Genomic DNA, 26525 nt, shown 5'->3' with positions numbered 1-26525 from the left:
CGGTCCGCCGGACCGTTCGGGCCCACCCTGCACCCGCTGACCATATGGAGGTTCTCCTTGCCCGAGTCCGCAAGCCCGCAGCCCGGCTCGGCGCCGGACGGCACCTTTGCCGAGGGCGTCCCACCGTCGTACGGCCTCTCGCGCGTGGCGCTCTGGACGGCCGCCGCGCATGCCGCCGAGTGCGGCCGGGACTCGCCGTACGTGCTCGATCCGTGGGCCGCGGAATTCCTGCACGCGGCCCGGTTCGCCGGCGGGCCGCCCGGTGACGGGCCGCTGCAACGCCTGCTGCCCGACTGGGCCGTGGTGCGCACCCGCTTCTTCGACGAGTACCTGGTCACCGCGTCCCGCTCGGGCTGCCGCCAGGTGGTGCTGCTCGGCGCCGACCTCGACACCCGTGCCTTCCGGCTGCCCTGGCCGGCCGGTGTGCACGTCTTCGAGGTCGAGGCGCCCGCCCTTCTGGAGTTCAAGGACCGCGTGCTGGACGGGACCCGACCCACCTGCGGCCGGCGCAGCACGGTCGGCGTCGACCCGGCCGGGTCCTGGGCCGAACCCCTCCTCGCGGCGGGCTTCGATCCACGACGGCCCACGGCGTGGCTGGCCGAGACACTGCTGTACCACCTCCGGCCGGACGCCGTGATGGCCGTGGTCGGCGCGATGACGCAACTCTCGGCGCCCGGAAGCACGTTCGGCGCGGAGTGCGTGAACGCCGAGGCCGCCTCCACCGCGTTCGTGGCGCCCTTCCTGGAGGCCCTGTCCACGACCGGCATCGCCTGGCACTGGCAGCTCGCGGACCCCGAGGGCTGGTGGGCGGAGCAGGGCTGGGAGGCCGGCGTCGCCGATCTCTTCACGCTGCCGTACGTCATCCAGCGGCTCGCCCCCTATCTGCCGCTGCTGACCGAGGCCGCGGCCAAGTGCGCGTTCCTGACCACGGGCACGCTGACGAAGTGACCGGCACGAAGAAGGAGCCCCGGGCGGTGCGGCCCGGGGCTCCTGTGCTGTGCATCCGTACGGCGGCTAGGCGCGCTCCAGTTCCAGCAGGGCCGCCAGCCACAGGTCCGGGAGTTCGTCGGCGGTGGCCAGCGTGGTGTCGTGCACGACCGTGAGGCAGGAGGTGTCGTGCTGGCTCGTCAGGGTCGTCAGGCAGCGGATACCGGCGGCGACGCCCGCGAAGACCGCGGCACTGCGGGACGCGGCCCCCTGGTGGACGAGGGCGGTACCGAAGTTGACGCTGCTGGCCGGTCCGGCGACGACGTCGCCGTTGACCATGCGGGTGCCGACGCGGGCGCCCAGGGCCCGGGGGGTCGCGGCGAGCAGGAGGCGGACGGCGTCGCGGCGGCGGCTCGCGCGCAGTTGGGCCGTGGCCGCGATCACCCGGGCGAGGGCCTGTCGCGGTGACGGCTCGTCACAGGGCAGCAGGAGCCGGGCGGTGACCATCCGGTTGCCGGGGGCGCACTCCTCCCCCGGCGACCGGACCGACATGGGGACCGCCACGGGCAGCGGCGGATGGGGTGTTCCGGTCGCCTTCATGTGCCAGGTGTGCACGGCGTGGGAGAGGGCGGCGAGGTAGACGTCGTTGACGGTGCCGCCGTGTGCGCGGCCGATGGCGCGCAGCCTGGCCAGTGGGGTGTGTGCCCGGCACAGCGTGGTGCGGCCGCTGCTCGGCCCGTCGAAGGCGGGTTTGGCGGTGGGGGCGCGGAAGCCGCCCACTGCGTCGCCGAGGGCGTCGGCCAGACCCCGGCGGGTCGGCCACGAGGCGTGGTGGGCCACGGGGCCGCCCTGGGGGTGGTCGTCGAGGAGGTCCCGGACGGTGTGGGCGGCGCCGACGCCGTCCTGCACGGCGTGGTCGGAGCGATAGCACAGGCTGTGGCCGCCGCCCGGGCCGTGCACCAGCCACACGTCCCACGGCGGCCGGGTGCCCGTGTTCATGGGCCGGGTCAGCATCAGCCTCGCGGCTTCCGCCTCGTCGGCGTCCTCGGGCAGCCACACCTCGTGCACATGACGCTCCACGGCGATCCCGTCGACGCGCCGGAACACGTGGCGGTGCCGTTCGATGCGGTAGCGCAACGACGGGATGCGGTGGGCGCGTTCGGCCACGCGCGCGCGTACCGCGTCCAGGGTCGGTGCCCGGCCGCCGAACCCGAACACGAAGGCGAGCGGCAGCGGTCTGCCGCGCATGCCCAGGTGGTAGGCGACGTCCGCGGTGCCCATCCGGAGCGTCGGCGGCAGGCAGCCGTCGCTGCCGAGGGGGCGTCGGGTCATGGCGGGACCTCCGTGTCGGTGGAACGTGTCGGCGGGCGGGGTGTCAGCAGGTGCGCCGCGTGGAGCGGCCGAGGGCGTCCAGGTAGGTCCGCAGGAGGGGGCGGGCGGGGCCGTGCACGGGCATGCGCGGGGCGGCGGACCGGTGCCAGGGCAGCGGGTCCCCGGGGGCCGCCTCGCCCAGGAGGGCCGCGGCGACATGGGCTCCGTGGGCCACGGACATCGCCAGACCGTGGCCGCAGCAGCCGCCGATGTACCAGACGCCGGGCAGGCCGTGGACGGGGCCGACCACCGGCAGCCCGTCGCCGGTCATGCCGACGCGGCCGGACCAGCGGTGGGTGACCGGCAGATGGGCCAGCTCGGGGTGCAGGGACCGCACCCAGCGGCCCAGCCACGCCCAGGCCCGCTCCCGGGCCGCGTGCAGCCGGGGGGCGCCGAGTCCGGCGGGCAGGGTGACCGTGCCGCCGCCGGCCACGAGCCCGCCGTCGGGGAGCGGCCGGAAGTACGGGGCCATCGGCAGGGCGTCGACGACGGCGTACCCGTCGAACCCGCCGAGTTCCTCGTACGCCGCGTCGCTCACGGGCGCGGTGGCGACGGCGTACACCTCCAGCGGCATGATCGTGCCGACCGGCAGACCGAGGGACGGCGCGGCGGAGTTGACGGCGAGGACCGCCCGACCGGTGTGCAGGCGGCCGTGCGGGAAGTCCAGCTCGCAGCCGCCCCGCTCCCCCGCGCGGACCGCCAGCAGCGGGCTGCGCCCGTGGAACCGCACGCCCTTGGCGGCGCAGGCACGGGCGAGGGCGCCGGTGAGGGCGGCCGGGTCGAGGGTGGCGGCGGTGCGGTGCAGCAGGCCCGCGGTGTACGGGACGCCCACGCGCGCGCGTACCTGCGCGCCGGACAGCTCCGGGACGTCCAGGCCCAGCGCACGGTAGGCCCCGGCCTGCCGGCCGAGCGACGCCAGGCCGGCCGGGGCGCGCGTCGCCATGATCTGCGCGCCGGGGCGCAGCCCGCACGGCACGTCGAGCCGCCCGCACAGGTCGAGGACCTCCTTCACGGCCCGTTCGCTCGCCAGATGCATCCGGCGTGCGGCCCACGGCCCGTGACGGCGTAGGGCGCGGTCGATCGCGGGTCCCGCGCGTGGCCCCAGCAGACCTGTGCCCCGGCCGCTGGCACCGGCGGCGGGTCCCTCGGCGTCGATCACCACGATCTCGCGGCCCGGGTCGCGTTCGGCCAGGTGGTAGGCGCAGGCGAGACCCGCCAGACCGGCCCCGACCACCGCCACGTCGGCCGTGACGGTGCCGTGCAGCGGAGGCCGGGCGGGCAGGTCGGGCTGCTCCCAGGCAGGGGTGCCGGACGCCGACGGTGTCATCCGGTGTCCTCCGGTACGAGGTCGCGCAGCGAGCGGAACCGGCGGTCGTGCCAGAGCAGCGGGCGCCCGCCGCCCACGTGCACGGCGGCGGCCTGTCCCACGACCAGGTGGTGGTCGCCGTACCGGCGTACGTCCACCACCAGGCACACCGACCAGGCCAGCGCGCCCGCGATCACCGGGACGCCGAGGACCTCGCGCATGTCCGTGCCGGCGAACCGTTCCGCGGCGGGGGTCGTCGGGTTCGCGAACCGGCCCGCCAGTTCGTGCTGTTCCTCGCGCAGCAGGTGCACAGCGAAGGCTCCGTGGGCCCGGACGGCGGTGAGGGTGCGGGAGCCGTCGCGCAGGCAGGCCAGGAGCAGCGGCGGCCGGGCCGACAGGGACGTCACGGCGGACACCGTCATCCCGAGCGGCCCGTCCTCGCCGCGCGCGGTCACGACGGTGACACCGGCGGCCAGCTTGGCGTAGAGGCCTAGACAGCGGGCGGCGCCGGGGCCGGGGTCGTCGTGCAGGGGGTCGTGGTAGGTGGCGTACTCAGCCGTGAGCGGTGGCGGCGCACTCATCGATCACCTCCGCGCCCACCAGGCCCGCCAGGATTCGGGCGATGTTGGTCCGCAGGGTGGACTCGGCGACGGGGTCGAGGATCTCCGCGAGGGTCGGGATCCCGAGGTCGAAGGAGGCGGTGAACACGACGAGCGTGCCGCCCTCGCAGGGCTCGCAGCGCCAGCTCCCCTCGAAGGTCTGGAAGTCGCCGCTGAGCTGCTCGAAGGTGAGCGTGAGCGTGTCCGGGGCGAACGTGTCGCGTTCCCGCCAGCGCATCAGCCCGCCCCGGAAGGAGACGGTCCAGTCCGACACCACCGATCCGTCAGGCAGCGCGTCCACGCGGACCTCGCGCACGGTGTCGGTGAGTTCGGGGTAGCGGCGGAAGTCGGTGATGCGGTGGTAGACGGCGGCCGGCTCCGAGCCGCCGGCGATCGCGTGCAGGACCACTTGACGCATGGGGGTTCCGTTCCTTCCCGGGTGGGGTTCCCTGATCAGCCGGCCATACGGACGGCCGTGGTGCGCAGGGCCTCGGCGAGGGTCGTGAAGAACAGGTCGAGCGCGTCGTCCGCCACCACGGCGGGCGGGGTGAGGCGCAGCACGCGGGTGGAGTTGAGGGAGTGGTTGACGAGGACGCCGCGCGTGATGAGTTCCAGCAGGAGTTCACCGACGGCCCGTTCCTCGGCGAACTCGATCCCGATCAGCAGCCCGCGTCCGCGCACGTCGCGGACGAGGATCTCCCGGTACGGCGCACAGGCGTCCCGCACCCCGGCGAGGATGCGCGCGCCGAGGGTCGCCGCGCGGGCCACGGTGTCCTCGCGCTCCATGGTCTCGACGGCGGCGAGGGCGGCGGCGCAGGCGATCGGGGAGGCTCCGAAGGTGGAGGTGTGCAGGTAGGGGTCGCGGCTGAAGGGGGCGTACGCCTCTGCGGTGGCGACCAGCGCGGCGACCGGTACGACACCGCCGCTGAGCCCCTTGCCGGCCAGCAACATGTCCGGGCGGACGCCCTCCGCGTCCACGCCCCACCAGGTGCCCAGCCGGCCCATGCCGGTCTGGATCTCGTCCACCACGAGCAGCGCCCCGAACTCCCGGCACAGCGCGGCGACTTCGGTGAGGTAGCCGGGGTCCGGGATGTGCACGCCGCCCTCGCCCTGCACCGGCTCGACGATGACGCACGCCCGGTCGCGGCGGGCGGCCAGCGCCTGCTTCAGTTCGCCGGCGTCCCCGTAGCCGACCTGGGTGATGTCGGGCAGCAGCGGCTGGAACGGCGTCTGGTAGGTGGCGTTGGCGGTGACGCTGAGGGCGCCGAGCGTCTTGCCGTGGAAGCCCTTGCGGGTGGTGACGACGGCGTTGCGGCCGTGCGCGCGGGCCAGCTTGAGCGCGGCCTCCGTGGCCTCGGCGCCGGAGTTGACGAAGTGGACGTAGTCCATGCCGGGCGGTGTGTGGGCGGCCAGCGCCTGCGCGGCGCGTGCGGCGACCGGTTCCAGGAAGACCCTGCTGGCCAGTGGGTGGGCGTCGATCTGCCGGTGCACGGCCGCCACGACGGCCGGGTGGCGGTGGCCGAGGATGAAGACGCCGTAGCCGCCGAAGTCGAGGAGCCTGCGGCCGTCGTCGGTGTGGATCCAGGGGCCTTCGGACCGCACCTCGGCCATGCCTCCGAGGACCCGGCCCATGACGGCGCGGCCGGAGCCGATGTGGCGGAGGTACAGGTCGAGGAGGTCGGCGGGGTCGGTCGGGTCGGTTGCCTGTGCCGGCACGGCCGCCGTCGCCGGCGTGGCCTCTTGTGCCCCTGCGACCTCCGGTGCCCGTACGGCCGTCGTGTCCGGGGAGCGTGTCATGAGGCCACCTCGGTCGGGGTCGTGACGGTGCGGGCAGAGCGGTGGCGGGTGAGGAGGGCGGAGCGGTCGTCGGCCCAGCTCTCCAGGTTGCGCACGAGCGCGGCGCGGATACCGGCGTGGCTGAGGCGGGTGCCGCAGTGCGGCCGGCCCAGCGAGGTGTCGAAGGGAAGTTCGCGCTGGAACACCAGCAGGAGCTCGGCGTAGTGCTGGAACCTGCGGCGCGTGGCCTCGGGCAGGGCGGTGCCCTCCAGCATGGGCAGCAGCAGCCGGTGCACCGCCTCGACGGGGATGAGCCGGGGCCGCTGCGGTGCGGGCAGTCCGCGGCGGACGGCGAACTCCGCGCAGATGTCGGCGATCTCGCTGAGCCGGGGTGCCTCCTTGCCCGCCGTGAGCCAGAACTCCCCGCTGCTCACCCCGCCGCGGACGAGGTCGCCGACGGCCCGGGTGACGTAGTCCTGCGGGACCATGTCGACGCGGGCGTCCGGCGCGCCGGGCAGCACCGGCACCTGTCCCAGGACCATCGAGCCGAGAGTCTTGGTCAGACCCTGCTGGCCGGCGATGCGTCCGCTGGAGGAGTCGCCCATGACGACGGACGGGCGCACGATCGCGCCGGGCAGATCGGCGTTGCGGACCAGCTGCTCGGCCATGGTCTTGGAGGCGAGGTAGGCGGCGGCTCCCGGGAAGCGTCGCGCGTCCTCCTCGCTCGGGGTGCTGGCCACGAACGCGGTGCTGACCAGGTAGAGGGGCGCGTCGGCGCGGGCCGCCAGGTCGAGGACGGCCTCGGTGCCGTGGATGTTGGTCCGCTCGATGTCGGCGGGCCGCATGCGCCAGTTGGTCTCTGCGGCGGAGTGCAGGACGACGTCGACCTCGAGGGCGAGTTCGTGCCAGGCCAGCGGGGTCAGGCCGAGGCGTGGGGCGAGGAGGTCGCCCCGCAGCTCACGCACCCGCGGGTCGCCCAGGGGCCGGTTGCGGACCAGGCAGAGCAGGTCGTGGTCGGCGGCGAGTTCGTCGATGAGGGCCCGTCCGAGGACGCCGCTGCCACCGGTGAGCAGCAAGGTCGGGCGGTCGCGTGCGCCGGTCCTCGGGGCGGGCAGGGCGGTGGGACGCGGGAGGTGTCGCGGCATGGGTGGGCTCGGCATGGGTGGGCTCCCCCAACAGGTCTCGGCCGGCACTGGGTCGGTGGGTGGCGGCGCCGGTCAGGCGATCGTGAGCGGACGGTCGGCCAGGTAGTCGGCGAACGGGCCGGTCATCCTGGCCCGGGACGGCGGGTGCAGGGCGAGGCCGTTGGCGCAGGCGGCGAGATGGCCGACGTCGTCGGACGTCATGAAGCTGAGCCCGCCGAGCAGTTCGACCGCACGCGTGGCGACGCGGGCGATGACGTCCTGGACGCCGTAGCGGACGTAGAGCGCCCGGGCGAGCGCGGACTCGCCGAGTTCGCCGTCGTCGACGCTGCGGGCCAGCCCCTCGGCCGCGGCGGCCGCCGCCTCGGTCTCGACGAAGAGCCGTACCCGTTCGGGCTCGGGGATGCGGTCGTTCAGCAGCACCCGTTCCACCAGGGCGGAGGCCACGCCGAGATAGCTGCCCGTCATCAGCAGCTGGAACCAGATCAGCCCGGCCGTCTGGAGTTCGTCGATGCCGCCTTGGGCGGTGGCCGCGGTCCGCAGCAGCAACTCCGGTGGAACGACGACGTCGTTGAGCGTGACCTGGTCGCTCTCCGCGCCGGCCAGGAAGGCGCTGGACCAGAAGCCGCTGACGGTGACGCCCTCGCTCTCGGCGGGCACGAGGGCGACCGCGAGTTCGTCGCCCTGCCCGTCCTCGCGGGGCACCAGGACACTTGCGGTGAGCACGTCCATGGAGCGGGCCAGGCTGCACGGCCGTTTGACGCCGCTGATGCGTACGCCGTCCTCGGTGACCTCGGCGGTCATCGTCGGCTCCAGGATGCCGGCGCCACGGCGGCCCTCGGCGAAACCGGAGGCGATGATGCGGTTGTCGGCCGCCACGCCCTCGATCAGCAGCCACTCCAGTCCCTGTCCCTCACCCCGGTCGCCGAGACCGACGAGCGTGGCCATGGAGAAGTGGTGCATCGTCGTCGCCACGGCCAGCGACGGCGAGCGGCTGCCGATGGCCCGCTGCACGCGCACCGCGTCCAGCGCCGTGGCACCCCGGCCCTGATGGCTCTCCGGGACCAGCAGCCCCGGCCCGCCGCTGTCCCGGAAGAACCGGATGCCGGGGCTGCCCGGCCGCTCCAGCTCCATGAGCGGCGTCTCGCGCAGGGCGGTGTCCAGGTCGGGCAGCAGCTTGGCCAGGATGGTGCGTTCACGCTCGAGAAATCTCATGCGGATGCGGTCCTCCGGGGTGGGGGTGCTTTCGGGCTGACGGCGACACGGATGGGCTCTGCTGCTTGCGGCTACACAGGCAGGCTCTCGGGCTTACTGCGGCGCAGGCGGCGGGCTGTCGGACTGCGGGCGTGCTCGCTGGGCCGGGCGGCGTCAGACGGCGTTGGTGGCGCGCAGGAGCTGCCACACGGCGGGCAGGCGCGGTCTGCCCAGGAAGGCGATGTACTCCGGAAGGACCGCGTGCGGGGCCCACTTCTCCTTGTATTCGAGCTGGGACACGGCGGGGTAGATCGCCTTGCCGCGCTCGGCGAGCAGCCGGGCGAACCGGGCGAACATCCGGCTGTGACCGGGCACTTCGTGTTCGTGATCGAGCCCGGTGAACGGGGTGAAGCCGAAGTGCAGCCAGGCCGCGCCGTCGGCGACGAGCTGCTCCATGACGGTGGCGTTGAGCGCCTCCATCACACCGGGCGGCGCATCGGGCCTGCGCCGGCTGAGGTCGTGCAGCCAGCCGGGGCGGCTGCCGTAGACGGGCGAGTAGTTGATGTAGCCGACCGCTTCGCCGGCGATACGGCCGATGAAGAGCCGGCGGTGGCGTTGCAGCGGCCCGGTCCGCTGGCCGACGAGGAACTGGAGTTCCTTGACGTGCCGGCCCTTCTCCCGCAACCAGGGCTCGTCCACCCGGTCCAGTTCCGCGCAGTCGTCGCCGGGCTCGACCTCGGCGACCTCGAGGCCCGCACGTCTCGCCCGCGAGATCTTGTTCCGCAGCCGTACGAACCGTGAGCCGCGCAAGGTGAAGCGGGCCAGGTCGACCGCGTACGACGCTCCGATCTGGTTCACCGTGAAGCCGTGCCCCGCGTACAGCTCGGCGTCCTCGCGCTGGAGCTGCACGGCGACCAGACGCCGTCCGGCGTGCGTCACGAAGGAGTCGAGCAGCCGCGCCCGGTGTTCCGGGGCGGTGAACGGACCGCCGAACTGCAGGACATGGCGTCCGGAGCGGCGATAGGCGCACACGCCGTCGACCGGCCCGTCGCGGAAGTATTCGTTTCCGCTGTTCAGGGCGAGAAAGGAACTGGGGTTGTCGCTGTGTTCGGTGAGGGTGTCAAGCACGGACGGCATGAGCGCCCTCCTCCTGATGCCGGGCCTCATCGGCGGCGGCGGTCCGGTACTGCTGCTCGAAGAGGCGATAGGCGGGATGGATTTCCGGTTCGAAGGCGACACCGAAGGGCTTGAACGAGTTCCCGAACAGGGCCCGGTCCCCCAGGAGATGGATGGGCAGGGCGAGCAGGGCCCATTCCGGCCCGGCGAACAAGGTCCAGGCACCTGCGATGACACCCGCCGTGACCAGGCTGTGCATCACGTTGTAGGCCACGTAGTAACCGCGGGCGATGCGCTTGTCCGGGCTGCGCCGGTGGGCGATCGCGCCGGGGATGTAGCCGATGACGTCGATCACCGCGAAAAGCGCCACGAACACGCCCCAGCGGATCTCCGAAAGGTGCCGGGAAGCGAGCACTAGCGAAACGATCAGAAAGGCCAGCCATTCCATTCTGGAGAATGCGAAGGTGGTCTTGGTCTCGAATCGGTTCTTGGCGTCCACGGGGCTCCAGGAATGCGCGTGCGATACGAGGGCGGACTTCTTCCGGCTCCTTCCCTGCGGGCGTTCATACCTGTTTACGCACCAACGGAGACGACCCCTCGTATCGCGGGGGCGAGGGGCGCGTACGGCATCCCAGGGCGACTCCGGCGCCGACCAGCGCACTGCCGACGGCCTGCGGAACGCCGTAGGAGCCGGTGCCGACGAGGGGTGCGGTGCAGGCCGCGGCGACGGGGATGAGTCCGGAGAACAGCGTGGCCCGTTCGGCGCCGATCCGCTGCATGCCCATGTACCAGCACACGAAGCCGACGACGGTGACGATCGCCGCCTGCCACAGCAGGGCCGCGGTCTCGGTGGCATCCGGTCGGCGCAGCCAGGCGCCGCCGTCGAGCACCGCCCCGGCCACCGCGGACTCGACGGCCGCGACGCCGCACACGGTGGCGGACAGCAGACGCGGGCCGAGCGGCCGCAGCACGGGCACCGCGAGCACGGCGAAACCCACCTCGCCGGCCAGCGCGCACACCGAGAAGGCGATGCCGGTGCCGTCGGTGCGCCCCCAGCCCTGGACCGTGCAGGCACCGGCCACGACGAACAACGCGCCGCTCAGGACGACGCGTTGGGGCCTGCGTCCCTCCAACAGCGGCACAAGAACGGCCACTACGACGGGCGCGCAGCCGACGAAGACGCCGGGCACGGCCGGTTCTGCGGTGCGTTCGGCTGCGATGACGGCGAGGTTGAACCCGACCATGCCGAGGGCCGCGAGGAGCGCGAGGCGGACCCACTCGCGGGACGTGAGAGCGCGGACGCGGGCCCCGGCGCCCGGTCCGACGAGCGGCAGGAGCAGCAGGCACGCGAGTCCGTAGCGCAGGAACTGACCGCCCGCGTAGGGGTAGTCGCCGAGCAGGCTGTTGGCGGTGAAGGACCCTCCGACGAGGACGCAGGCGAGCGCGGCGAGCAGGGCTCCGCGCGTGGTGGTGGCGTTCATGGCAGCGACGCTAGGAAGCGCCGCGGTCCGCATTAAGGTCCATTTCCATGACGGCATCGGAGACCAATTCGGACCTGGAGGACTCCGGGTCCCCCGCGACGGCATCGGAGACCGATCCGGACCTGGGCGCCGCGTCCCCCGCAAAGGCGTCGGAGACCAAGCCAGACCTGGGCGCCGGCTCTCCCGCGACCGCACCGGAGGCCCACCCGGACCTGGACTCCGGGTCCCCGGACCTGGGCTCCGGGTCCCCCGCCTGGGAGCTGCTGTTGCCGGCCGCCTCGGCGCCGGCACGCGCGCGTGGGCGTTCGCTCCAGGCGGCGCTGCGGGAGGCGGTGCGCTCGGGGCGGTTGGTGCCGGGGACCCGGCTGCCGTCGAGCCGGGATCTGGCCGCCGACCTCGGGGTGTCGCGCGGGCTGATCACCGAGGCGTACGAGCAGCTGACGGCGGAGGGCTATCTGCGCAGCGGGCGGGGTGCCGGGACGTGGGTGGGCGACGCGGTCCGGGCCGCGCGGCCACGCGCGCGTGACCTCGCGCCGCGCTCCACGGGTTCCCGGGCCGACTTCGTCCCCGGGACGCCGGACGTGTCGTTGTTCCCGCGTGCCGCGTGGGCCGCCGCGCAGCGCGGGGTGCTGGCCGAGCTGCCGCACCACGAGCTCGGCTACCCCGACCCGCGCGGACTGCCCCGGCTGCGCACCGCGCTCGCCGAGCTGCTGGCGCGCCGCCGGGGCGTGGTCGCGGACCCGGAGCGCATCGTGATCGTCTCCGGGGTGTCGCAGGCGACGACGGTGCTCGGTTTCGTGCTGCACGCGCGCGGGATGCGCGAGGTCGGTGTGGAGAACCCGGGCAGCCCGCAGCACGACTCCCTGTACGCCGCGGCGGGCGTCGCGACCGTGCCGGTGCCCATGGACGACGAGGGACTGGCCGTCGGCCCGCTGCGGGAGTCGGGCGTACGGTCCGTCGTCACGACGCCGGCCCACCAGTTCCCCACCGGCATCGCCTACTCCGCCCGCCGCCGCGCCGAACTCCTCGACTGGGCGCGGTCCGTCGACGGGTTCGTCCTGGAGGACGACTACGACGGCGACTTCCGCTACGACCGCGCTCCCGTGGGCGCGCTCCAAGGGCTCGACCCGGAGCGCGTCGCGTACGCGGGGTCGGTCAGCAAGTCCCTCGCGCCGGGACTGCGGCTGGGCTGGCTGCTCGTACCGGAGGCGCTGGCGGAGGACGTCATCGAGCGCAAGCGGACCATGGACCTCGGCCACCCCACCCTGGATCAGGCGCTGTTCGCCCGGTTCGTGGAGCGCGGTGACTACGACCGTCAGCTGCGGCGCTGCCAGCGCGCGTACCGGGAGCGCCGCGACACCCTCGTCGCCGCGCTGGAGGAGCACTTCCCGGGCGCGGAGGTCACCGGCATCGCCGCGGGGCTGCACGTCATCGCCGCGCTGCCGGAGCGGTACGGCCCCGAGGAGCGGTTCCTCACGCGCGTGGCCGCGGCCGGGGTCGCGGTGCGGCCGCTGACGGACTACGCACACGCGCGTGCCGGGCGCGGGGGCGAGCAGCGGAGCGTACGGCTGGTGCTGGGGTACGCCCATCTGTCGCCCGCGCGGATCCGGGACGGCGTACGGCTGATGGCCGGTGCGGTGATGGGTCGGGGCTGACGGGTCCAGGGCGCGGTGGTGCGGCCGGTCGGGGCGCGGACGACGAGGCCGGAATGCAAGGGCTCAACACGGCCGCCGCGTCGGTTCCCCTGCCCATGCGGTCAGTTGTTCACTTGTGGTTTCCGTGTGCGCTGCGGCGCACCAGTAGTTGTGGCTCTGCACACTGGCCGGATCCCGCCACTGGAGGCCTCCATGTCACACCGTCCGTTCCCGGGCCGCCGCAGCGTCCTGCGCGGCTCGCTCGCCGCGTCGGCGGCCCTGACCCTGCCCACGGCACTCGGCTCGGCACCGGCGTTCGCCCTCTCGGGCCGCCCCAAGGCGAGGTGGGGCGTGCAGACGGGCGACGTGACCTGCGACTCGGGTCTGGTGTGGGTGCGCTCGGACCGCCCCGCGCGGATGATCGTCGAGACGTCCGCGACCGAGTCGTTCCGCACATCGCGCAGATGGCACGGCCCGCTGCTCGGCGCCGACACCGACTTCACCGGCACGACCCGGCTGCGCGGCCTGCCGTCCGGCGAGCAGATCCACTACCGCGTGCTGCTGGCCGACCCGGACGACCCGCGCCGCACCGGCGAGCCGGTCACCGGGACGTTCCGCACCGCCTCGGCACGGCGCCGCGACGGCATCAGGTTCCTCTGGTCCGGCGACCTGGCCGGCCAGGGCTGGGGCATCAACCCCGACTTCGGCGGCTACACCATCTACAACGCGATGGGCGCGCTGGATCCGGACTTCTTCCTGTGCAGCGGCGACAACATCTACGCCGACGGTCCGATCACGTCGTCCGTCGCGCTGCCCGACGGCAGCACCTGGCAGAACGTCACCACCCAGGAGAAGTCCAAGGTCGCCGAGACCCTGGCCGAGTTCCGCGGCAACTTCCGCTACAACCTGCTCGACGACAACCTGAAGCGGTTCAACGCCCAGGTCCCCTCGATCATCCAGTGGGACGACCACGAGGTGACCAACAACTGGTACCCCGGCGAGATCCTCGGCGACGCCCGCTACACGGAGAAGAGCGTCGACGTCCTCGCCTCGCGCGCCAGGCAGGCGTTCTCCGAGTACTTCCCCATCTCGACGCTGCGCCGCCCCGACGGCCGGGTCTACCGCACGGTCCGCTACGGCCCGCTCCTGGACGTGTTCGTGCTGGACATGCGCACCCACCGCAACGCCAACTCCACGGACGACCAGACCACGGACGCGCAGGGCATCCTGGGCGCCGAGCAGCTGAAGTGGCTCAAGGGCGAGCTGTCCCGCTCCCGGGCGGTGTGGAAGGTGATCGCCTCCGACATGCCGCTGGGCCTGGTCGTGCCGGACACCGGCGACGGCAAGCCGAACATCGAGGCCGTCGCGCAGGGCGACCCGGGTGCCCCGCTCGGCCGTGAGCTCCAGATCGCCGAGCTGCTGCGGTTCATCAAGCACCGGCGGATCACCGGCACGGTGTGGCTGACGGCCGACGTCCACCACACCTCCGCCCAGCACTACCAGCCGTCGCGGGCGGCCTTCACGGACTTCGAGCCGTTCTGGGAGTTCGTGTCGGGCCCGCTCAACGCGGGTGCGTTCCCGGCCAGCGCCCTCGACAACACCTTCGGCCCGGAGCGGGTGTTCGTGAAGGCGCCGACCGCCTCGAACGTCTCCCCCGCCGGCGGCTACCAGTTCTTCGGCGAGGTCGACATCGACGGACACAGCGGCGAGCTGACGGTGCGGCTGCGCGAGCAGGACGGCACGGTGCTGTTCACCCAGGTGCTCCAGCCGGGACGCGTCGGCCAGTAGTTCCCGTACGCTCATGACAGTGCCGCGCACCTGAGTCATCCCCTGGTGCGCGGCACTCGTGCGTCGGGAACCGGGTGCCCCCAACCAGCCCTCCGGCAGGGCGTTTTCGCAGGTCAGAGCCGATTGTCAGTGGCCGCCTCTACGGTTTTTCCATGACGCGATCTTTGCAGGCTGTGGCCTATCGGCGACCTTCCGTGCTGGAGTCCGCAGCGGGCGGACAGCTGCTCGGTCTTGAGACCTCCCGGGGTGCGACACCCACGGGGGTGAAGGACCATCCGCAGTTCTTCGCGGGCTTTCTGACGTCCCCTCAGGTGGCCTCGGCGGCGCTGCTGGCGGTGGCCGACGTGGCGGCGGCCCGGTACTACCAGCAGCAGCTGCGGGCCTCCCTCGACCCGGTGGTGACGGGCAACGGCGACCGGCTGCGCTTCGAGTCGTTCTCCGGCTGCTGCGGGGTGTACGCCCGCCTGGACGTGCTGGAGCCGGGCCTGGACGGCGGCGAGGTGGGGCACGGCACGACGAACGTCGACGTCAACAACCCGCTGCGCGAGGCCCTGTCCAGGATCGGCTCGGACGACCCGCTGCATCTGCGGGTGGGCCCGGAGGAGCTGGCGGTGACCACGCTGGACGGGCCGGTCGTGGAGAAGAAGGTGCCGCTCCCGGACCGCTGGCTGCGGGGCTTCGCCGAGGCGCAGGTGATAGCGGCCGGCTTCGATCTGCGGGCCGAGCTGCCGGCGGCCGACGCGGTGCGGTTCCTGCGGGCGCTGCCGCGCGGCGGGGCGCGCGCCGCCTCGACCGGCCCGCGGTGGGTGGTGCCGTCGGGGAACACGCTGCGGCCCACGACGCGGGCGGTGCCCGGCGCGGTCTGCCTGCCGGGTCCGGAGCGGCTGATCGCGCTCCAGCGGGTGCTGCGGCATGCCACGGCCCTTCGGGTGTACGGCCCCGCGGTCACCGGCGGCGCGGCCGCCACGGCGAGTGCCTGGGAGGTGGTCCTGCCGGGCATGCGGCTGACGCTGACGCTGTCGCCGGACTCCTCACGCGGCTTCTCCGGCGAGGGCGGCGTCCTCGACGCGCTCGCCACCGACGAGGCCGCCGAGGACGCGGAGCTGATCTCGGTGCTCCTCGCGTGGGAGCCCCGCGTCGACGTCGCCGACCTGGCGTCGGCCTCGGGCCTCACACCCGAGCGGGTCCGGGCGGCCCTGATCCGCCTCGGCACGTCGGGCCGGGTCGGGTACGACACGGCGGAGGCGGCCTACTTCCACCGGGAGCTGCCGTACGACGCCGAGCGGGTGGAGCGCCACAACCCCCGGTTGCGCTCGGCGCGGGCGCTGGTGGCGGCGGGCGCGGTCGCGCTGGACGGCGCCCTGGGGACGGTGACGGCCGAGGACGGACATGTGCACCGGGTGCGTGACGAGGCGGGGGTGCTCAGCTGCAGCTGTCTGTGGTGGGCGAAGTACCGGGGCGGGCGCGGTCCCTGCAAGCACGCGCTGGCGGTGCGGATGGTGCGGCGGGGCGACGCCGCGGCGGAGCGGGACATGGCACGAGTCGAGGCGGATGCACGATGACTTCACTGATGGACGCGGTGCGGGCGGGACGGACGGCCGAGGTGGTCAGCCTCCTGGACGGGATGACGGACGCCGAACGGCGCGCTTTCTTCCCGGAGTTGAGGGCGCTGCGCAAGGAGCTGCGGGCGGACCAGTGGACCTCCGAGTCCCGCCGCGCCTACCCGGCCCTGCATGCGGCGGGGGCCGCCTGCCAGACGGGTGCGGCAGGTGTGGCGAGCTGGCTGGCGGCCGCCGACATGCGCTGGTGGCCGGCGTCGCCGGGTGTGCTGATCGACGTCCTGGGCGACCGGGCGCCGGCCTGGCTCGGCGACGTGGCGCACCGGATCGCGGAGCGTCCGCCGACCGCGCGGGTGCCGTACGAGCTGATGGCGGGGCTGGTCCGGCTCTCCGGCTGCCAGGTGCCGACGACGGAGGCCTACGTCCACGGCTGGGTGGAGCACATCGGCCATGTCTGGCAGCGCGGTGACACGGTCCTGGCCCGGCTGCGCAAGGACCCGCACCTCGCCCGGCTGACGGCGGCGCTGTTCGAGACGAACGACATCGGCGGCCGTCTGGCCTGGACCGCCGGCGAGGGCCCGAACAGCTGGAACGAGGCGATCGCCCAGCTCACCACCGAGGGCGTGCTGGACCGGAAGGCGACCGTGGACGCCTGTCTGGCCCGGCTGCTGCGGGGCGGTCCGGCCGCCGACCACCGGGTGTTCCTGCGCATGCTCCAGGCGCTCGACCTGACCCGGGAGGAGCGGCGGGAGCACATCGCCGACTGGCTGGCGCTCGCCGCCGACGCCGCGTCCGTGGTGGCCGCGCACGCGCAGTCGGTGCTGGCTTCGCTGGCCCTGGACGGTGAGGTGACCGCGCGTCAGCTGGCCGAGATGTCGGGCGCCGTCCTGTTCCGCACCGAGAAGAAGCTCGTGCGCGCCCAGTTGGTCCTGCTCGGCAAAGCGATCACCCGTGATCCGGGCACCGCCGGGGAACTGCTGCCCGCCGTCGCCCAGGCCTTCGGGCACGCGGACTCGGAGGTGCAGGAGCGGGCGCTCAAGCTCGTGGAGCGCCACCTGAAGAAGGCCGACACCGCCGAGACCCAGGTGGAACTCGCGCTTGCCGCCGACCAGTTGATCCCGACGCTCCGCAAGCGGGCGGCCGGGAGCCTGGGCGGCTCCCCCATACTCCTGGAGCCGGTGGTCTACGAGGAGGTGCTGCCGCCCGCACCGCAGCCGGTGTGGCTGGCGCCCGCTCCCGAGTCGGCGGTGGAAGTCGCGGAGGAGGTCGGGGCGTTGCTCGTCTCCGACGGTGACGTCGCGGCGTTCGAGCGTGCGCTGGACGGGCTCGTGCGTCATGCGTACGGCGCCCCGGACGCTCTGCTGGAGGCACTGGAGCCCGTCATCGCGCAGCGCTGGTGGGCGGAGCCGGAACCGCGGTTCGCGTCGACGGCGGACGACTACTTCACCCGGTACCACGGTCTGATCAACCCGGGCCAGGGTCTTGAGCTCCTGCTGGCCACGCTGCGGGGGAAGGTGCGCACCGACACGCTGCATCGCGCCCTCCAGCACGGGACGGCCACCAACGAGTGCGGTCACAGCCCGCTCACCCGGGCCTTCGAGACCCGCCTCTGGGAGGTGGCGTACCGGATCCGCACCGAGCCGCTGCCGTTCCTGCTGTCCACGCCCACGTGGGGCACGGGACTGCTGGCGCCGGACGAGCTGGTGGCACGTCTCGCCGAGTACCGGCGGCTCGGCGCACGGGTGTCGGCGGCAGACTTCGCGCAGGCGCTGCTGCGGGTGCGGTGCGCCGAGCGTGCGGAGGCCGAGGGGGCGGCGGAGCGTGCCGCGGCGCTCGGCACGGCGGAGGGGACGCGTCTCGCCGAGTGGCTGCGCGCCGGGGGTTTCGCGGCGCCGGCGTTCCGGCGGCGGACCTCGGGCAACCGCATACTCGTCGAGGCCGGCGAGATCGCCGGGCTCCAGGCGGACTTCCCGCCCGGGACACGCCCGTTGGGGCAGGCCGTGAGCGTCTTCAAGGACCGGTGGCACTGCTACCACTGGAGCGAGGGCATGCGGCCGCACTGGCTCGCTGTGCTGCCCGAGCAGCGTGAGCTGGTGGCGGTCAGGATGGTGGGCGATCTCTCGACGGTCGCCGTCGACGACTCACGAGGTGAGGCGGCGATACTCCCCCAACTCGCCGAATCGGACGGCGCCGCGGGTGAGGCGGTGCACCTGTGCGTGGCGTACGGGCTCGGCGCCCGGCATCCGGAGGACCGGCTCGCCGCCGTGGACGCGCTGTTGGTGCTGGCGGCGCGGGGGCAGCTCGACGCGGACCGGCTGGGCGCGGATCTGGGGCAGTTGGTGCGACGGGGCGCGGTGAAGCCGTCGCGGCTGGTGGATTCGGTACGGACGGCGGCTGCCACGGGGGCGAACGCCACCGTGTGGTCGGTGCTCCGGCACGTGCTGCCGATCCTGCTCGCGGACCTCGCGACCGGTGAGACGGCCGCTCCGGCACGCGGGCTCGCGGATCTCCTGTCCGTCGCCGCGGAATGCGCGGAGCGAACGGGGGCACGCGAGGAACTCCCGCATCTGGCGGGGACGGCGGAGCGCCGTGGATCGTCGAGGCTCGTGACGCAGGCCCGGCGGCTGCACAGCGCGCTGGCGGAGGGCATGGCCGCCTGACGGGGCGGGCCGCTGTCCGGGTCGTCGCATCCCACACAGTTGAATAAGTCACAAAACCGGCATAGTGGCTCTTTACCGCCCGGTCACAATGCGTTCGTGATCACGCAACACCGTTCCTTCACAGTGGGTGTATGAGTCGAGACATATCTGATGTGACGCGCGCGAAACACGGACGTCCGGTGCACCACTGGCGGCGGAACGCGGTCGAACTCGCCGCCGTCCTGACGGCGGTGGCGGTGGCCGAGGCCGCCGCGAACCGCGACGGGTTCGGACCCGACGGACCGGTGCTGTCGGCCGCGGCGGCCCTGCTGGTCGCCGGCGCGGGCCTGCGCGCATGGCGGTCACGCCGCCACGGTCACGCACCTCCGACGAGCGATACCGATGCCCGGCCGAGCTCCGAGGAGCGGGCCGGGCCGTCGGAGCAGGCACGGGAGACGGCCGCGCCGGGGTCCCGGGAAGGGGCACTGTGGCGGATGCGGACGACGGTGAAGGACGAACCGGGCTCACTGGCAGCGCTGTGCGCGGCGCTCGCCGCGCTGCGGGTGGACATCCTGAGCCTCCAGACGCATCCGCTGGCCGAGGGCACGGTGGACGAGTTCCTGCTCCGCGCACCCGGCGCCACAGCGGCGGACGAGATAAGCGGCGCGGTCGCGGCGGCCGGCGGTACCGGCACATGGATCGAGCGGGCCGACGCCCACGATCTGGTGGACGCGCCGACCCGGGTGCTGGGCCTGGCCACGCGCACCGCCCTGGACGCGGCGGAACTGCCGCTGGCTCTGCGGCAGTTGCTGGGCCGGTGCACGATCCGGTCGCTGCCCGCGGTGCCCGCCGTGGGCAGCCGGCGACCGGAGCCGGTGCCGGTGGAAGGGGCTCTGGAGGACACGGTGATGCGGCTGCGGGCGCCGGAAGGCGGAGTGATCACTGTGGAGCGGCCGTATCTGCCGTTCACGCCGACCGAGTTCGCGCGGGCGAGGGCACTGGTGGAACTGGACGCCCGGCTCGGCCCGCGCGTGCCGCGCAGCCAGGACGTGCTGACGCTGCCGAAGGGCAGCGACATCACCGTGCGCCGCGCGGACACCGGTGATGTGGGGGCCGCGAAGGAGATGCACGAGCGGTGCTCGGCGCGCACGCTCGGGATGCGGTACCACGGCCCGATAGGGGACGCGGACCGCTATCTGAAGCACCTGCTGAGCCCCCGCTTCGGCCGCACTCTCGCCGTGGGGACCGCGTCGGGGCGGATCGTCGGCCTCGGCCACCTGCTGTGGGACGGTGACGAGACGGAGGTCGCGCTGCTCGTGGAGGACGCGTGGCAGCGGTGCGGCATCGGCGCGGAGCTGCTGCGCAGGTTGGTGTCGATGGCGATCGAGGCCGGGTGCGCGAGTGTGTACGCGGTGACGCAGGCCTCGAACACCGGGATGGTCGCCGCGATGCGCGGCCTGGGCCTCCCCCTCGACTATCAGATCGAGGAGGGGACCCTGGTCATCACGGCTCGGCTGGACGGTCCGCGGGAGGAGCCGGTCGCGGAGCGGCTCACGAGCGGGGGTGAGTGGGGGAAGGCCTGAGTGCCGTGAGGCTCAGTGCCCGACGGCGGCTGCGGGTGCGCCGCGGCCGGCCGTGGCCCCTTGAGCCCTCTCCAGCGCGGCGTCCAGGTCCGCCCACAGGTCCTCGACGTCCTCCAGGCCCACCGACATCCGCAGCAACCGGTCGCTGACCCCGGCGCCACGGCGGTCGTCGGCGTCCACGATGCGGTGGCTGATGGACGCCGGGTGCTGGATGAGGGTGTCGACGCTGCCCAGGCTGACGGCGGGGGTGATCAGGTCGACGCCGGCGATGACCTCGTGCGGGTCGCCGTGCACCTCGAAGGCGATCATGGCGCCGCCGATGCGCGGATAGTGGACCCGGGCCACCCGCGGGTCGGCGGCGAGGCGGCCGGCGAGTTCGGCGGCGGTCGCCGACGCCGCCCGCACCCGGACGGGCAGCGTCGACAGGCCGCGCAGCAGCAGATAGCCGGCCAGCGGATGCAGGACACCGCCCGTGGCGAACCGCACCTGCCGCAGCCGGCCTGCGAACTCCTCGTCGCAGGCCACGACACCCGCCATCACATCGCCGTGCCCGCCGAGGTACTTGGTGGCGCTGTGCAGCACGAGGCGGGCGCCCTGTTCGGCGGGGCGCTGGAGCACGGGCGTGGCGAAGGTGTTGTCCGCGAGCAGCGGCACGGAGCCACAGGCATGGGCCACGGCCCGCAGATCCAGCTCGGCGAGCGTCGGGTTCGCCGGGGACTCCACCATCACCAGGCCGGTGTCCGGGCGCAGCGCCTCCTCGATGCCGGCCGGGTCGGTCCAGGTCACCTCGGAGCCGAGCAGACCGGCGGTGAGCAGATGGTCGCTGCATCCGTACAGGGGGCGTACGGCGACGACGTGGCGCAGGCCCATCGAGGCCCGTACGAGAAGCACCGCGCTCAGCGCCGCCATCCCGCTGGCGAAGGCGACCGCGGCCTCGGTGCCCTCCAGGCGGGCCAGGGCGGTCTCGAAGCGGGCGACGGTCGGGTTGCCCAGGCGGCCGTAGACGGGCGGGCCGTCCGGCTCGGCGCCGGTCGTGGCGAAGGCGTCGATGCGGGCGGCCTCGCCGCGACTGTCGTAGGAGGGATAGGTGGTCGACAGGTCGATCGGCGGGGCGTGCAGGCCCTGCCGGGCGAGGTCGTCACGGCCGGCGTGCACGGCCTCGGTGGCGAGTGCTCTCGGTGCGATGCGCGCTTCGTCGTACCCGGGCATGCGGTCGTTCGCCTCCCTGATCGCTGAGTCCATGGCCGGAAGAGTGAACAGTGACCGGGATCAGGTGTGCGAATCCCGTGTTACGTTCGGCCAATGGCCGAATCTGTCGTACTGGATCCGGTCGATCTGCATCTGCTGCGGCTGTTGCAGAACGACGCCCGGACCACTTATCGCGACCTCGCCGCCCAGGTCGGGGTCGCGCCGTCGACGTGTCTGGACCGGGTGACGCGGCTGCGCCGCTCCGGCGTGATTCTCGGCCACCGGCTCAGGCTTGACCCGGCCAAGCTGGGCCGGGGACTTCAGGCGCTGCTGTCGGTGCAGGTCAGACCACATCGGCGGGAGCTGGTGGGGCCGTTCGTGGAGCGGATCCGGGCGCTGCCGGAGTCGCTGACCGTCTTCCATCTCACCGGGCCGGACGACTATCTCGTCCATGTCGCGGTGACGGACATGGCCGATCTCCAGCGGCTGGTGCTGGACGAGTTCACCTCCCGGCGGGAGGTGGCGCGCGTCGAGACGCGGCTGATCTTCCAGGAGTGGGACTGCGGACCGCTGCTGCCGACCGACGCGCCGGGAAACACGCCCTCAGCGAAATCGGGCTGACTCGGTACAAGGGCCGGTGAAACCGGGCTGACGCGGCAGTGGTCGCCGTATGAGGATGGACCGCATGTCTGAGACCAACAGCCCGCTTCCCCGCGAGGTCGCCGACGCGTATGTCGACGAACTCATCGCCCTCGACCCGGTCACCGGTACGTATCTCGGCGTGAAGGAGAGCTCGGGAAAGCTCCCCGACCTCTCGCCCGCGGGCCAGGAGGCGCTCGCGCAGCTCGGGCGGGACACGCTCGCCCGGCTCGACGAGGCCGAACGCCGGCCCGGCGCGGACAGTGACATCGAGCGCCGGTGCGCGCGCCTGCTGCGCGAGCGGCTGACCGCCGAACTGGCCGTGCACGACGCCGAGGAGGGTCTGCGCTCGGTCGGCAACATGGCGACGCCCGCGCACTCGGTGCGCGAGATCTTCACGGTCACGCCGACCGAGACCGACGAGGACTGGGCGGCGATCGCCGAGCGGCTGCGCGCGGTGCCGACCGCCTACGCGGGCTACCGCGAGGCCCTCGAACTCGGCCTGGAGCGCAAGCTCTACGCGGCTCCGCGCCCGACCGCCACGTTCGTCGAGCAGCTCACCGAGTGGTCGGACACCGGTGAGGGGCGCGGCTGGTTCGAGGACTTCGCCTCGGCCGGCCCCGAGGCACTGCGCGCCGAGCTGGACGAAGCCGCCCGCACCGCGACGGCGGCCGTGGTGGAGCTGCGCGACTGGATGCGCGACGTGTACACGCCCGCGATCGAAGGTGCCGCGAACACGGTGGGCCGGGAGCGCTACGCCCGCTTTGCGCGCTACTTCAACGGCATCGACCTGGACCTGGACGAGGCGTACGCGTACGGCTGGGCGGAGTACCACCGCCTGCTCGGCGAGATGAAGAAGGAGGCCGAGAAGGTCCTCCCGGGTGCCGCGACGCCGTGGGTGGCGCTGGCGCACCTCGACGAGCACGGCAAGCACATCGAGGGTGTCGACGAGGTCCGCGACTGGCTCCAGGGCCTGATGGACGAGGCGATCGAGAAGCTGGACGGCACGCACTTCGAACTCGCCGAGCCGGTGCGGAAGGTGGAGTCGTGCATCGCCCCGCCCGGCGGCGCGGCGGCCCCGTACTACACCGCCCCCTCGGAGGACTTCTCGCGCCCCGGCCGCACCTGGCTGCCGACGATGGGCCAGACCCGGTTCCCGGTCTACGACCTGGTCTCGACCTGGTACCACGAGGGCGTGCCGGGCCATCACCTCCAGCTCGCGCAGTGGACGTACGTCGCCGGGAACCTCTCCCGCTACCAGGCCACCATCGGCGGGGTCAGCGCCAACGCCGAGGGCTGGGCGCTGTACGCGGAGCGCCTCATGGACGAGCTCGGGTTCCTGACCGACCCGGAGCACCGGCTCGGTTACCTCGACGCGCAGATGATGCGGGCGGCCCGCGTCATCGTCGACATCGGCATGCACCTGGAGCTGGAGATCCCGGCGGACTCCCCCTTCCACCCGGGCGAGCGCTGGACTCCGGAGCTGGCGCAGGAGTTCTTCGGGTCGCACAGCAGCCGTCCGGCGGACTTCGTGGAGAGCGAGCTGACCCGCTATCTGACGATCCCGGGCCAGGCCATCGGCTACAAGCTCGGCGAGCGGGCCTGGCTGCTGGGCCGGGAGAAGGCGCGCGAGCGGCACGGCGACGCGTTCGACCTCAAGGCGTGGCACATGGCGGCCCTGTCGCAGGGGTCGCTGGGCCTGGACGACCTGGTGGACGAGCTGTCCGCGCTCTGAGGCAAGGACCGGGCGCGGACCGACTCATCGTGATCCGCGCTCTGCGGGCCCGACCCGGGCGCGGAGCGGCTCGTCGCGCTCCGCGCTCTGGTCAGCGCCGGAATCCGCCCTCGGAGTCGATGACCTGACCGGTGATCCAGCCCGCCTCGTCCGTCGTCAGCCAGGCGATGAGGCGGGCGGGGTCGTCGGGCATGCCCCAGCGGCCGGCCGGGAACTGTGCCGCCACGTCCTCGTACGCCTCGCCGGACAGGTAGCCCGTGTCCACGGGCCCGGGGTTGACGGTGTTCACGGTGATGCCCTGCTCGACGAGCGTCGTGGACAGGGAGCGGGTGACGGAGGCGAGGGCGCCCTTCTGGAGGGCGTAGGCGATCTCGCCGGGCATACCGCCGGCGATGTCCTGGCCGGAGGTCATCATCACCACGCGGCCGCCGGGCCCGGCCGGCCTCAGCCGGGCGTGGGCCTGCACCAGCAGCAGTACGGCACGGGTGTCGACCGCCCAGTGCGTGTCGAGCATGGCGGCGTCGATCTCGTCGAGGGTGCCGTCGGAGCCGCTGACCGCGTGGTTGGCGATCAGGATGTCGAGCCGTCCGCCGAGCGCGGCGGCCGCCGTGGCGATCAGTTCGGCGGGCGCGGCCGGGTCGGAGAGGTCACCGGGACCTGCGAGGACCTGCGCCTCGGGGTCGCCGAGCGCCTCCCGCACGGAGTCGACGACCTCCTCGGGCCGGTCGGCTCCCCACGGCATGGCGTCGTCGTGCGGCACATGGTGATGCAGATAGACGCTCGCGCCGTACGCGGCGAGCCGCCGGGCCACGGCATGGCCGATGCCGGCACGTCTGCTGGCCCCCGTGACCAGAGCGGTCCGGCCACGCAGGGGCAGGGGGTCGCGGCGCAGGTCTTCGGGTGCGGGGTGCGGGAATCGTGGCATGGCAGATCATGATGGTGAACGGCCGGTTCCGGCGCACCCGGTTATCACGGCTGTTCCGCCGCACCCGGTTATTACGGCTGTTCCTGCGCCCCGCGGGTCAGTTCGGCAGCCGGCGGAGCTGGACGAGCCCGAGCCAGGTCTCGGGTCCTGGCTGCACCTGGGCGGCACGGACCGCGTACGCGCCCGGCTCCAGGGCGACCCGCAGATGCTCGGTGCGTTCCGTGTCCCGCCCCGGCCAGGCCGAGTCGAACAGCACCACAGTCCCCGGGACCTTCCAGCGCACCTCGTGCCCCCAGTCGGCGATGGCCAGCGCGGCCGGAACCCGGGCGAGCAGCTCGGCCTCGGAGTCGGCCGCGCACCACCGTACGAAGATGCCGTGGTCCGGCAGATAGGAGGTCGAGGCGGGCTCGTCACCGAAGACCAGCGCGGCGCTGTCGCCCACGGGCAGCAGTCCGACGAACCCGTCGACCTCGCAGGCCCGGTCGTAGTCCGAGGCCGTCTCGTCGCCGTCGGCGCCGGCCCAGAACGGCAGCACCGTCTCCGGCACGGCTATCAGGGGGCCGCCGCCCGACTCGATCCACTCCACCGTGCCCGGCTCCGCGTATCTCACCATGGCAGCAGAACCTACACGCACAGCGGCCCCACAAGTCCACGGTGTCCAACTGGCGTCTCAGCAGCCGCAGTTGTCCGCGTCGACCGGCGCCGTCAACGGGTCGGGCACACGGCGCTCACGCCCCTGCCACGTCTCGAACTCGAACCCCTCACGCGCCCAGTACTCGAACCCGCCGAGCATCTCCTTGACCCGGTAGCCGAGTTCCGCGAGGGCGAGGGCGGCACGGGTCGCGCCGTTGCAGCCTGGGCCCCAGCAGTACGTCACCACGGGCACGGACTTGTCGAGGAGCTGCTCGGCCTGCTCCGGGATGAGGGCGGTCGGCAGGTGGATCGCGCCCGCGATGTGGCCCTGGTCCCAGGACTCGGTGGACCGGGAGTCCACGACGACGAACCCGGGATCACCACCGGCCGCGAGCGCGGCGGCGACATCGGACACGTCGGCGTGGAAGGCGAGGCTCGCCCGGAAGTGAGCGGCGGCCTCGGCGGGTGAGGCGGGCGCGACGCGCAGGACGGAGTTGGCGGCGGTGGCGGTGGCGGTGGCCATGGGGTTCGTCATGCCCACAAAACTATGGTCGGCGCACCCTTCCCTGAAGTGTCGATCCCCGGCCCTCCCCTTGATCTGCCGGTGATTCCCCTGCTATCTCTCACGCATGACCGCGTTTTCCCCGGACGCCACCGACTGGCGCATCCTCGACGTCCTCCAGCGCGAGGGCCGCGCCAGCTTCGCCGAGCTGGCCCGAGCCGTGTCCATGTCCCCGAGCGCGGTGACGGAGCGGGTGCGGCGGCTGGAGGAGGCGGGCGTCATCCAGGGCTACGCCGCCGTGGTCGACCCCGACCGGCTCGGCCTGCCGATCCTGGCCTTCGTGCGCCTGCGCTACCCGAACGGCAACTACAAGCCCTTCCACGACCTGGTCGCCACCACGCCCGAGATCCTCGAGGCCCACCACGTCACGGGCGACGACTGCTTCGTCATCAAGGTCGCGGCCCGCTCGATGCGCCACCTGGAGGAGGTCTCCGGCAAGATCGGCACCCTGGGCTCGGTCACGACGAGCGTCGTGTACTCCTCACCACTGCCCCGCCGCCCGCTCGGTCAGTGACCCCGTTGCCGCAGCACCGACCCCGATCTCCCCTTCACGACCTCCAGCTGCGCATGGATCCGTCGTCGCAGGTCGGCGACGTGGCTGACGATGCCGACGCTGCGGTCGCGTTCGCGGAGCGAGTCGAGGACGTCGAGGACCTCGTCGAGGGTCTGGTCGTCGAGGCTGCCGAAGCCCTCGTCGAAGAAGAGCGACGCGAACCGCTCTTATCGCA

The 26525-nt window shown here is 73.2% G+C and carries 23 protein-coding genes and 1 pseudogene; 9 read left to right on the top strand and 15 right to left on the bottom strand.

Features of this window, described 5'->3' with window-relative positions; all coding sequences use genetic code 11:
* Positions 1-57: 57 nt before the first annotated feature.
* On the top strand, positions 58-948 hold the full coding sequence (locus tag CP983_RS37010) for an SAM-dependent methyltransferase (protein WP_150504456.1): 891 nt from the start codon (positions 58-60) through the stop codon (positions 946-948).
* Between the two features lie 66 nt (positions 949-1014).
* Here the strand turns inward: CP983_RS37010 and CP983_RS37005 are convergent, their stop codons facing one another.
* From CP983_RS37005 to CP983_RS36960, 10 genes are all read right to left on the bottom strand, one after another.
* Entirely contained in the window at positions 1015-2259 is a 1245-nt protein-coding gene (locus tag CP983_RS37005; protein WP_150504454.1) for a wax ester/triacylglycerol synthase domain-containing protein, read from the bottom strand.
* Positions 2260-2302: 43 nt separating this feature from the next.
* Entirely contained in the window at positions 2303-3625 is a 1323-nt protein-coding gene (locus CP983_RS37000) for an NAD(P)/FAD-dependent oxidoreductase (protein ID WP_150504452.1), read from the bottom strand.
* Positions 3622-4185 carry a flavin reductase family protein gene (locus tag CP983_RS36995; protein WP_150504450.1) on the bottom strand — a complete coding sequence of 188 codons (564 nt, stop codon included), beginning with the start codon at positions 4183-4185 and terminating at the stop codon, positions 3622-3624. The genes CP983_RS37000 and CP983_RS36995 overlap by 4 nt, the downstream gene beginning before the upstream one ends.
* The gene (locus tag CP983_RS36990) at positions 4157-4621 is read right to left on the bottom strand and encodes a type II toxin-antitoxin system RatA family toxin (protein ID WP_150504448.1); all 465 of its coding nucleotides are present in this window, start codon (positions 4619-4621) and stop codon (positions 4157-4159) included. The genes CP983_RS36995 and CP983_RS36990 overlap by 29 nt, the downstream gene beginning before the upstream one ends.
* 35 nt (positions 4622-4656) lie before the next feature.
* The gene (locus CP983_RS36985) at positions 4657-6000 is read right to left on the bottom strand and encodes an aspartate aminotransferase family protein (protein ID WP_150504446.1); all 1344 of its coding nucleotides are present in this window, start codon (positions 5998-6000) and stop codon (positions 4657-4659) included.
* Complete coding sequence (locus CP983_RS36980; RefSeq protein WP_150507078.1) at positions 5997-7124, bottom strand: SDR family oxidoreductase; 1128 nt, start codon at positions 7122-7124, stop codon at positions 5997-5999. Before CP983_RS36980 ends, CP983_RS36985 begins: the two co-directional genes overlap by 4 nt.
* Before the next feature lie 72 nt (positions 7125-7196).
* Positions 7197-8336 (bottom strand): acyl-CoA dehydrogenase family protein, encoded by a 1140-nt coding sequence (locus CP983_RS36975; RefSeq protein WP_150504444.1) that lies wholly within the window; start codon positions 8334-8336, stop codon positions 7197-7199.
* A gap of 153 nt (positions 8337-8489) precedes the next feature.
* Positions 8490-9452 carry a bifunctional lysylphosphatidylglycerol flippase/synthetase MprF gene (locus CP983_RS36970; RefSeq protein WP_107912119.1) on the bottom strand — a complete coding sequence of 321 codons (963 nt, stop codon included), beginning with the start codon at positions 9450-9452 and terminating at the stop codon, positions 8490-8492.
* Positions 9436-9930, bottom strand: coding sequence for a DUF4260 domain-containing protein (locus CP983_RS36965; protein WP_150504442.1), 495 nt, complete (start codon positions 9928-9930; stop codon positions 9436-9438). The genes CP983_RS36970 and CP983_RS36965 overlap by 17 nt, the downstream gene beginning before the upstream one ends.
* A gap of 64 nt (positions 9931-9994) precedes the next feature.
* Complete coding sequence (locus CP983_RS36960) at positions 9995-10912, bottom strand: DMT family transporter (protein WP_150504440.1); 918 nt, start codon at positions 10910-10912, stop codon at positions 9995-9997.
* A gap of 47 nt (positions 10913-10959) precedes the next feature.
* On the opposite strand from CP983_RS36960, the gene pdxR reads away from it, so the two are divergent.
* From pdxR to CP983_RS36935, 5 genes are all read left to right on the top strand, one after another.
* A complete protein-coding gene (pdxR, locus tag CP983_RS36955; protein WP_229914854.1) occupies positions 10960-12567 on the top strand; it encodes a MocR-like pyridoxine biosynthesis transcription factor PdxR in 1608 nt (535 codons plus the stop codon).
* A 192-nt stretch (positions 12568-12759) separates the two neighbouring features.
* Complete coding sequence (locus CP983_RS36950; RefSeq protein WP_150504438.1) at positions 12760-14334, top strand: alkaline phosphatase D family protein; 1575 nt, start codon at positions 12760-12762, stop codon at positions 14332-14334.
* A gap of 152 nt (positions 14335-14486) precedes the next feature.
* Complete coding sequence (locus CP983_RS36945) at positions 14487-15896, top strand: SWIM zinc finger family protein (RefSeq protein ID WP_150504436.1); 1410 nt, start codon at positions 14487-14489, stop codon at positions 15894-15896.
* Positions 15893-18553, top strand: a complete 2661-nt coding sequence (locus tag CP983_RS36940; protein WP_150504434.1) for a DUF7824 domain-containing protein — start codon at positions 15893-15895, stop codon at positions 18551-18553. The genes CP983_RS36945 and CP983_RS36940 overlap by 4 nt, the downstream gene beginning before the upstream one ends.
* 131 nt (positions 18554-18684) lie before the next feature.
* On the top strand, positions 18685-20115 hold the full coding sequence (locus CP983_RS36935) for a GNAT family N-acetyltransferase (RefSeq protein ID WP_229914855.1): 1431 nt from the start codon (positions 18685-18687) through the stop codon (positions 20113-20115).
* Positions 20116-20127: 12 nt separating this feature from the next.
* Here CP983_RS36935 and CP983_RS36930 read toward each other — a convergent pair whose 3' ends face one another.
* Positions 20128-21357, bottom strand: a complete 1230-nt coding sequence (locus CP983_RS36930; RefSeq protein WP_150504432.1) for a trans-sulfuration enzyme family protein — start codon at positions 21355-21357, stop codon at positions 20128-20130.
* Between the two features lie 60 nt (positions 21358-21417).
* On the opposite strand from CP983_RS36930, the gene CP983_RS36925 reads away from it, so the two are divergent.
* Positions 21418-21924, top strand: coding sequence for an Lrp/AsnC family transcriptional regulator (locus tag CP983_RS36925; RefSeq protein ID WP_150504430.1), 507 nt, complete (start codon positions 21418-21420; stop codon positions 21922-21924).
* Between the two features lie 64 nt (positions 21925-21988).
* The gene (locus tag CP983_RS36920) at positions 21989-23677 is read left to right on the top strand and encodes a DUF885 domain-containing protein (protein WP_107912127.1); all 1689 of its coding nucleotides are present in this window, start codon (positions 21989-21991) and stop codon (positions 23675-23677) included.
* A 91-nt stretch (positions 23678-23768) separates the two neighbouring features.
* Here CP983_RS36920 and CP983_RS36915 read toward each other — a convergent pair whose 3' ends face one another.
* The 3 genes from CP983_RS36915 to CP983_RS36905 form a co-directional block, all read right to left on the bottom strand.
* The gene (locus tag CP983_RS36915) at positions 23769-24602 is read right to left on the bottom strand and encodes an SDR family oxidoreductase (protein WP_150504428.1); all 834 of its coding nucleotides are present in this window, start codon (positions 24600-24602) and stop codon (positions 23769-23771) included.
* A gap of 97 nt (positions 24603-24699) precedes the next feature.
* The gene (locus CP983_RS36910) at positions 24700-25215 is read right to left on the bottom strand and encodes an immunity 21 family protein (RefSeq protein ID WP_150504426.1); all 516 of its coding nucleotides are present in this window, start codon (positions 25213-25215) and stop codon (positions 24700-24702) included.
* Positions 25216-25272: 57 nt separating this feature from the next.
* Complete coding sequence (locus tag CP983_RS36905) at positions 25273-25770, bottom strand: rhodanese-like domain-containing protein (protein ID WP_229914856.1); 498 nt, start codon at positions 25768-25770, stop codon at positions 25273-25275.
* Positions 25771-25864: 94 nt separating this feature from the next.
* Between CP983_RS36905 and CP983_RS36900 the strand changes: the two genes are divergently transcribed.
* The gene (locus CP983_RS36900) at positions 25865-26311 is read left to right on the top strand and encodes an Lrp/AsnC family transcriptional regulator (RefSeq protein WP_150504424.1); all 447 of its coding nucleotides are present in this window, start codon (positions 25865-25867) and stop codon (positions 26309-26311) included.
* Here the strand turns inward: CP983_RS36900 and CP983_RS45285 are convergent.
* A pseudogene (locus CP983_RS45285) lies at positions 26305-26514 on the bottom strand (SbcC/MukB-like Walker B domain-containing protein); the annotation flags it as partial. The gene CP983_RS36900 and the pseudogene CP983_RS45285 overlap by 7 nt on opposite strands.
* Between the last annotated feature and the right edge of the window lie 11 nt (positions 26515-26525).

The sequence above is a fragment of the Streptomyces chartreusis genome (assembly GCF_008704715.1).
GTDB classification, from domain to species: Bacteria; Actinomycetota; Actinomycetes; order Streptomycetales; family Streptomycetaceae; genus Streptomyces; species Streptomyces chartreusis.
The sequence above is the reverse complement of the archived record's forward strand: the minus strand, read 5'-3'. Positions and strand labels throughout refer to the sequence as shown.

What these genes read in the sequence shown, in the direction of transcription:
- CP983_RS37005 (WP_150504454.1), bottom strand. Translation starts at nt 2,259, where the DNA reads ATGACCCGACGCCCCCTCGGCAGCGACGGCTGCCTGCCGCCGACGCTC.
- CP983_RS37000 (WP_150504452.1), bottom strand. Translation starts at nt 3,625, where the DNA reads ATGACACCGTCGGCGTCCGGCACCCCTGCCTGGGAGCAGCCCGACCTG.
- CP983_RS36995 (WP_150504450.1), bottom strand. Translation starts at nt 4,185, where the DNA reads ATGAGTGCGCCGCCACCGCTCACGGCTGAGTACGCCACCTACCACGAC.
- CP983_RS36990 (WP_150504448.1), bottom strand. Translation starts at nt 4,621, where the DNA reads ATGCGTCAAGTGGTCCTGCACGCGATCGCCGGCGGCTCGGAGCCGGCC.
- CP983_RS36985 (WP_150504446.1), bottom strand. Translation starts at nt 6,000, where the DNA reads ATGACACGCTCCCCGGACACGACGGCCGTACGGGCACCGGAGGTCGCA.
- CP983_RS36980 (WP_150507078.1), bottom strand. Translation starts at nt 7,124, where the DNA reads ATGCCGCGACACCTCCCGCGTCCCACCGCCCTGCCCGCCCCGAGGACC.
- CP983_RS36975 (WP_150504444.1), bottom strand. Translation starts at nt 8,336, where the DNA reads ATGAGATTTCTCGAGCGTGAACGCACCATCCTGGCCAAGCTGCTGCCC.
- CP983_RS36970 (WP_107912119.1), bottom strand. Translation starts at nt 9,452, where the DNA reads ATGCCGTCCGTGCTTGACACCCTCACCGAACACAGCGACAACCCCAGT.
- CP983_RS36960 (WP_150504440.1), bottom strand. Translation starts at nt 10,912, where the DNA reads ATGAACGCCACCACCACGCGCGGAGCCCTGCTCGCCGCGCTCGCCTGC.
- pdxR (WP_229914854.1), top strand. Translation starts at nt 10,960, where the DNA reads ATGACGGCATCGGAGACCAATTCGGACCTGGAGGACTCCGGGTCCCCC.
- CP983_RS36950 (WP_150504438.1), top strand. Translation starts at nt 12,760, where the DNA reads ATGTCACACCGTCCGTTCCCGGGCCGCCGCAGCGTCCTGCGCGGCTCG.
- CP983_RS36945 (WP_150504436.1), top strand. Translation starts at nt 14,487, where the DNA reads ATGACGCGATCTTTGCAGGCTGTGGCCTATCGGCGACCTTCCGTGCTG.
- CP983_RS36940 (WP_150504434.1), top strand. Translation starts at nt 15,893, where the DNA reads ATGACTTCACTGATGGACGCGGTGCGGGCGGGACGGACGGCCGAGGTG.
- CP983_RS36935 (WP_229914855.1), top strand. Translation starts at nt 18,685, where the DNA reads ATGAGTCGAGACATATCTGATGTGACGCGCGCGAAACACGGACGTCCG.
- CP983_RS36930 (WP_150504432.1), bottom strand. Translation starts at nt 21,357, where the DNA reads ATGGACTCAGCGATCAGGGAGGCGAACGACCGCATGCCCGGGTACGAC.
- CP983_RS36925 (WP_150504430.1), top strand. Translation starts at nt 21,418, where the DNA reads ATGGCCGAATCTGTCGTACTGGATCCGGTCGATCTGCATCTGCTGCGG.
- CP983_RS36920 (WP_107912127.1), top strand. Translation starts at nt 21,989, where the DNA reads ATGTCTGAGACCAACAGCCCGCTTCCCCGCGAGGTCGCCGACGCGTAT.
- CP983_RS36915 (WP_150504428.1), bottom strand. Translation starts at nt 24,602, where the DNA reads ATGCCACGATTCCCGCACCCCGCACCCGAAGACCTGCGCCGCGACCCC.
- CP983_RS36910 (WP_150504426.1), bottom strand. Translation starts at nt 25,215, where the DNA reads ATGGTGAGATACGCGGAGCCGGGCACGGTGGAGTGGATCGAGTCGGGC.
- CP983_RS36905 (WP_229914856.1), bottom strand. Translation starts at nt 25,770, where the DNA reads ATGACGAACCCCATGGCCACCGCCACCGCCACCGCCGCCAACTCCGTC.
- CP983_RS36900 (WP_150504424.1), top strand. Translation starts at nt 25,865, where the DNA reads ATGACCGCGTTTTCCCCGGACGCCACCGACTGGCGCATCCTCGACGTC.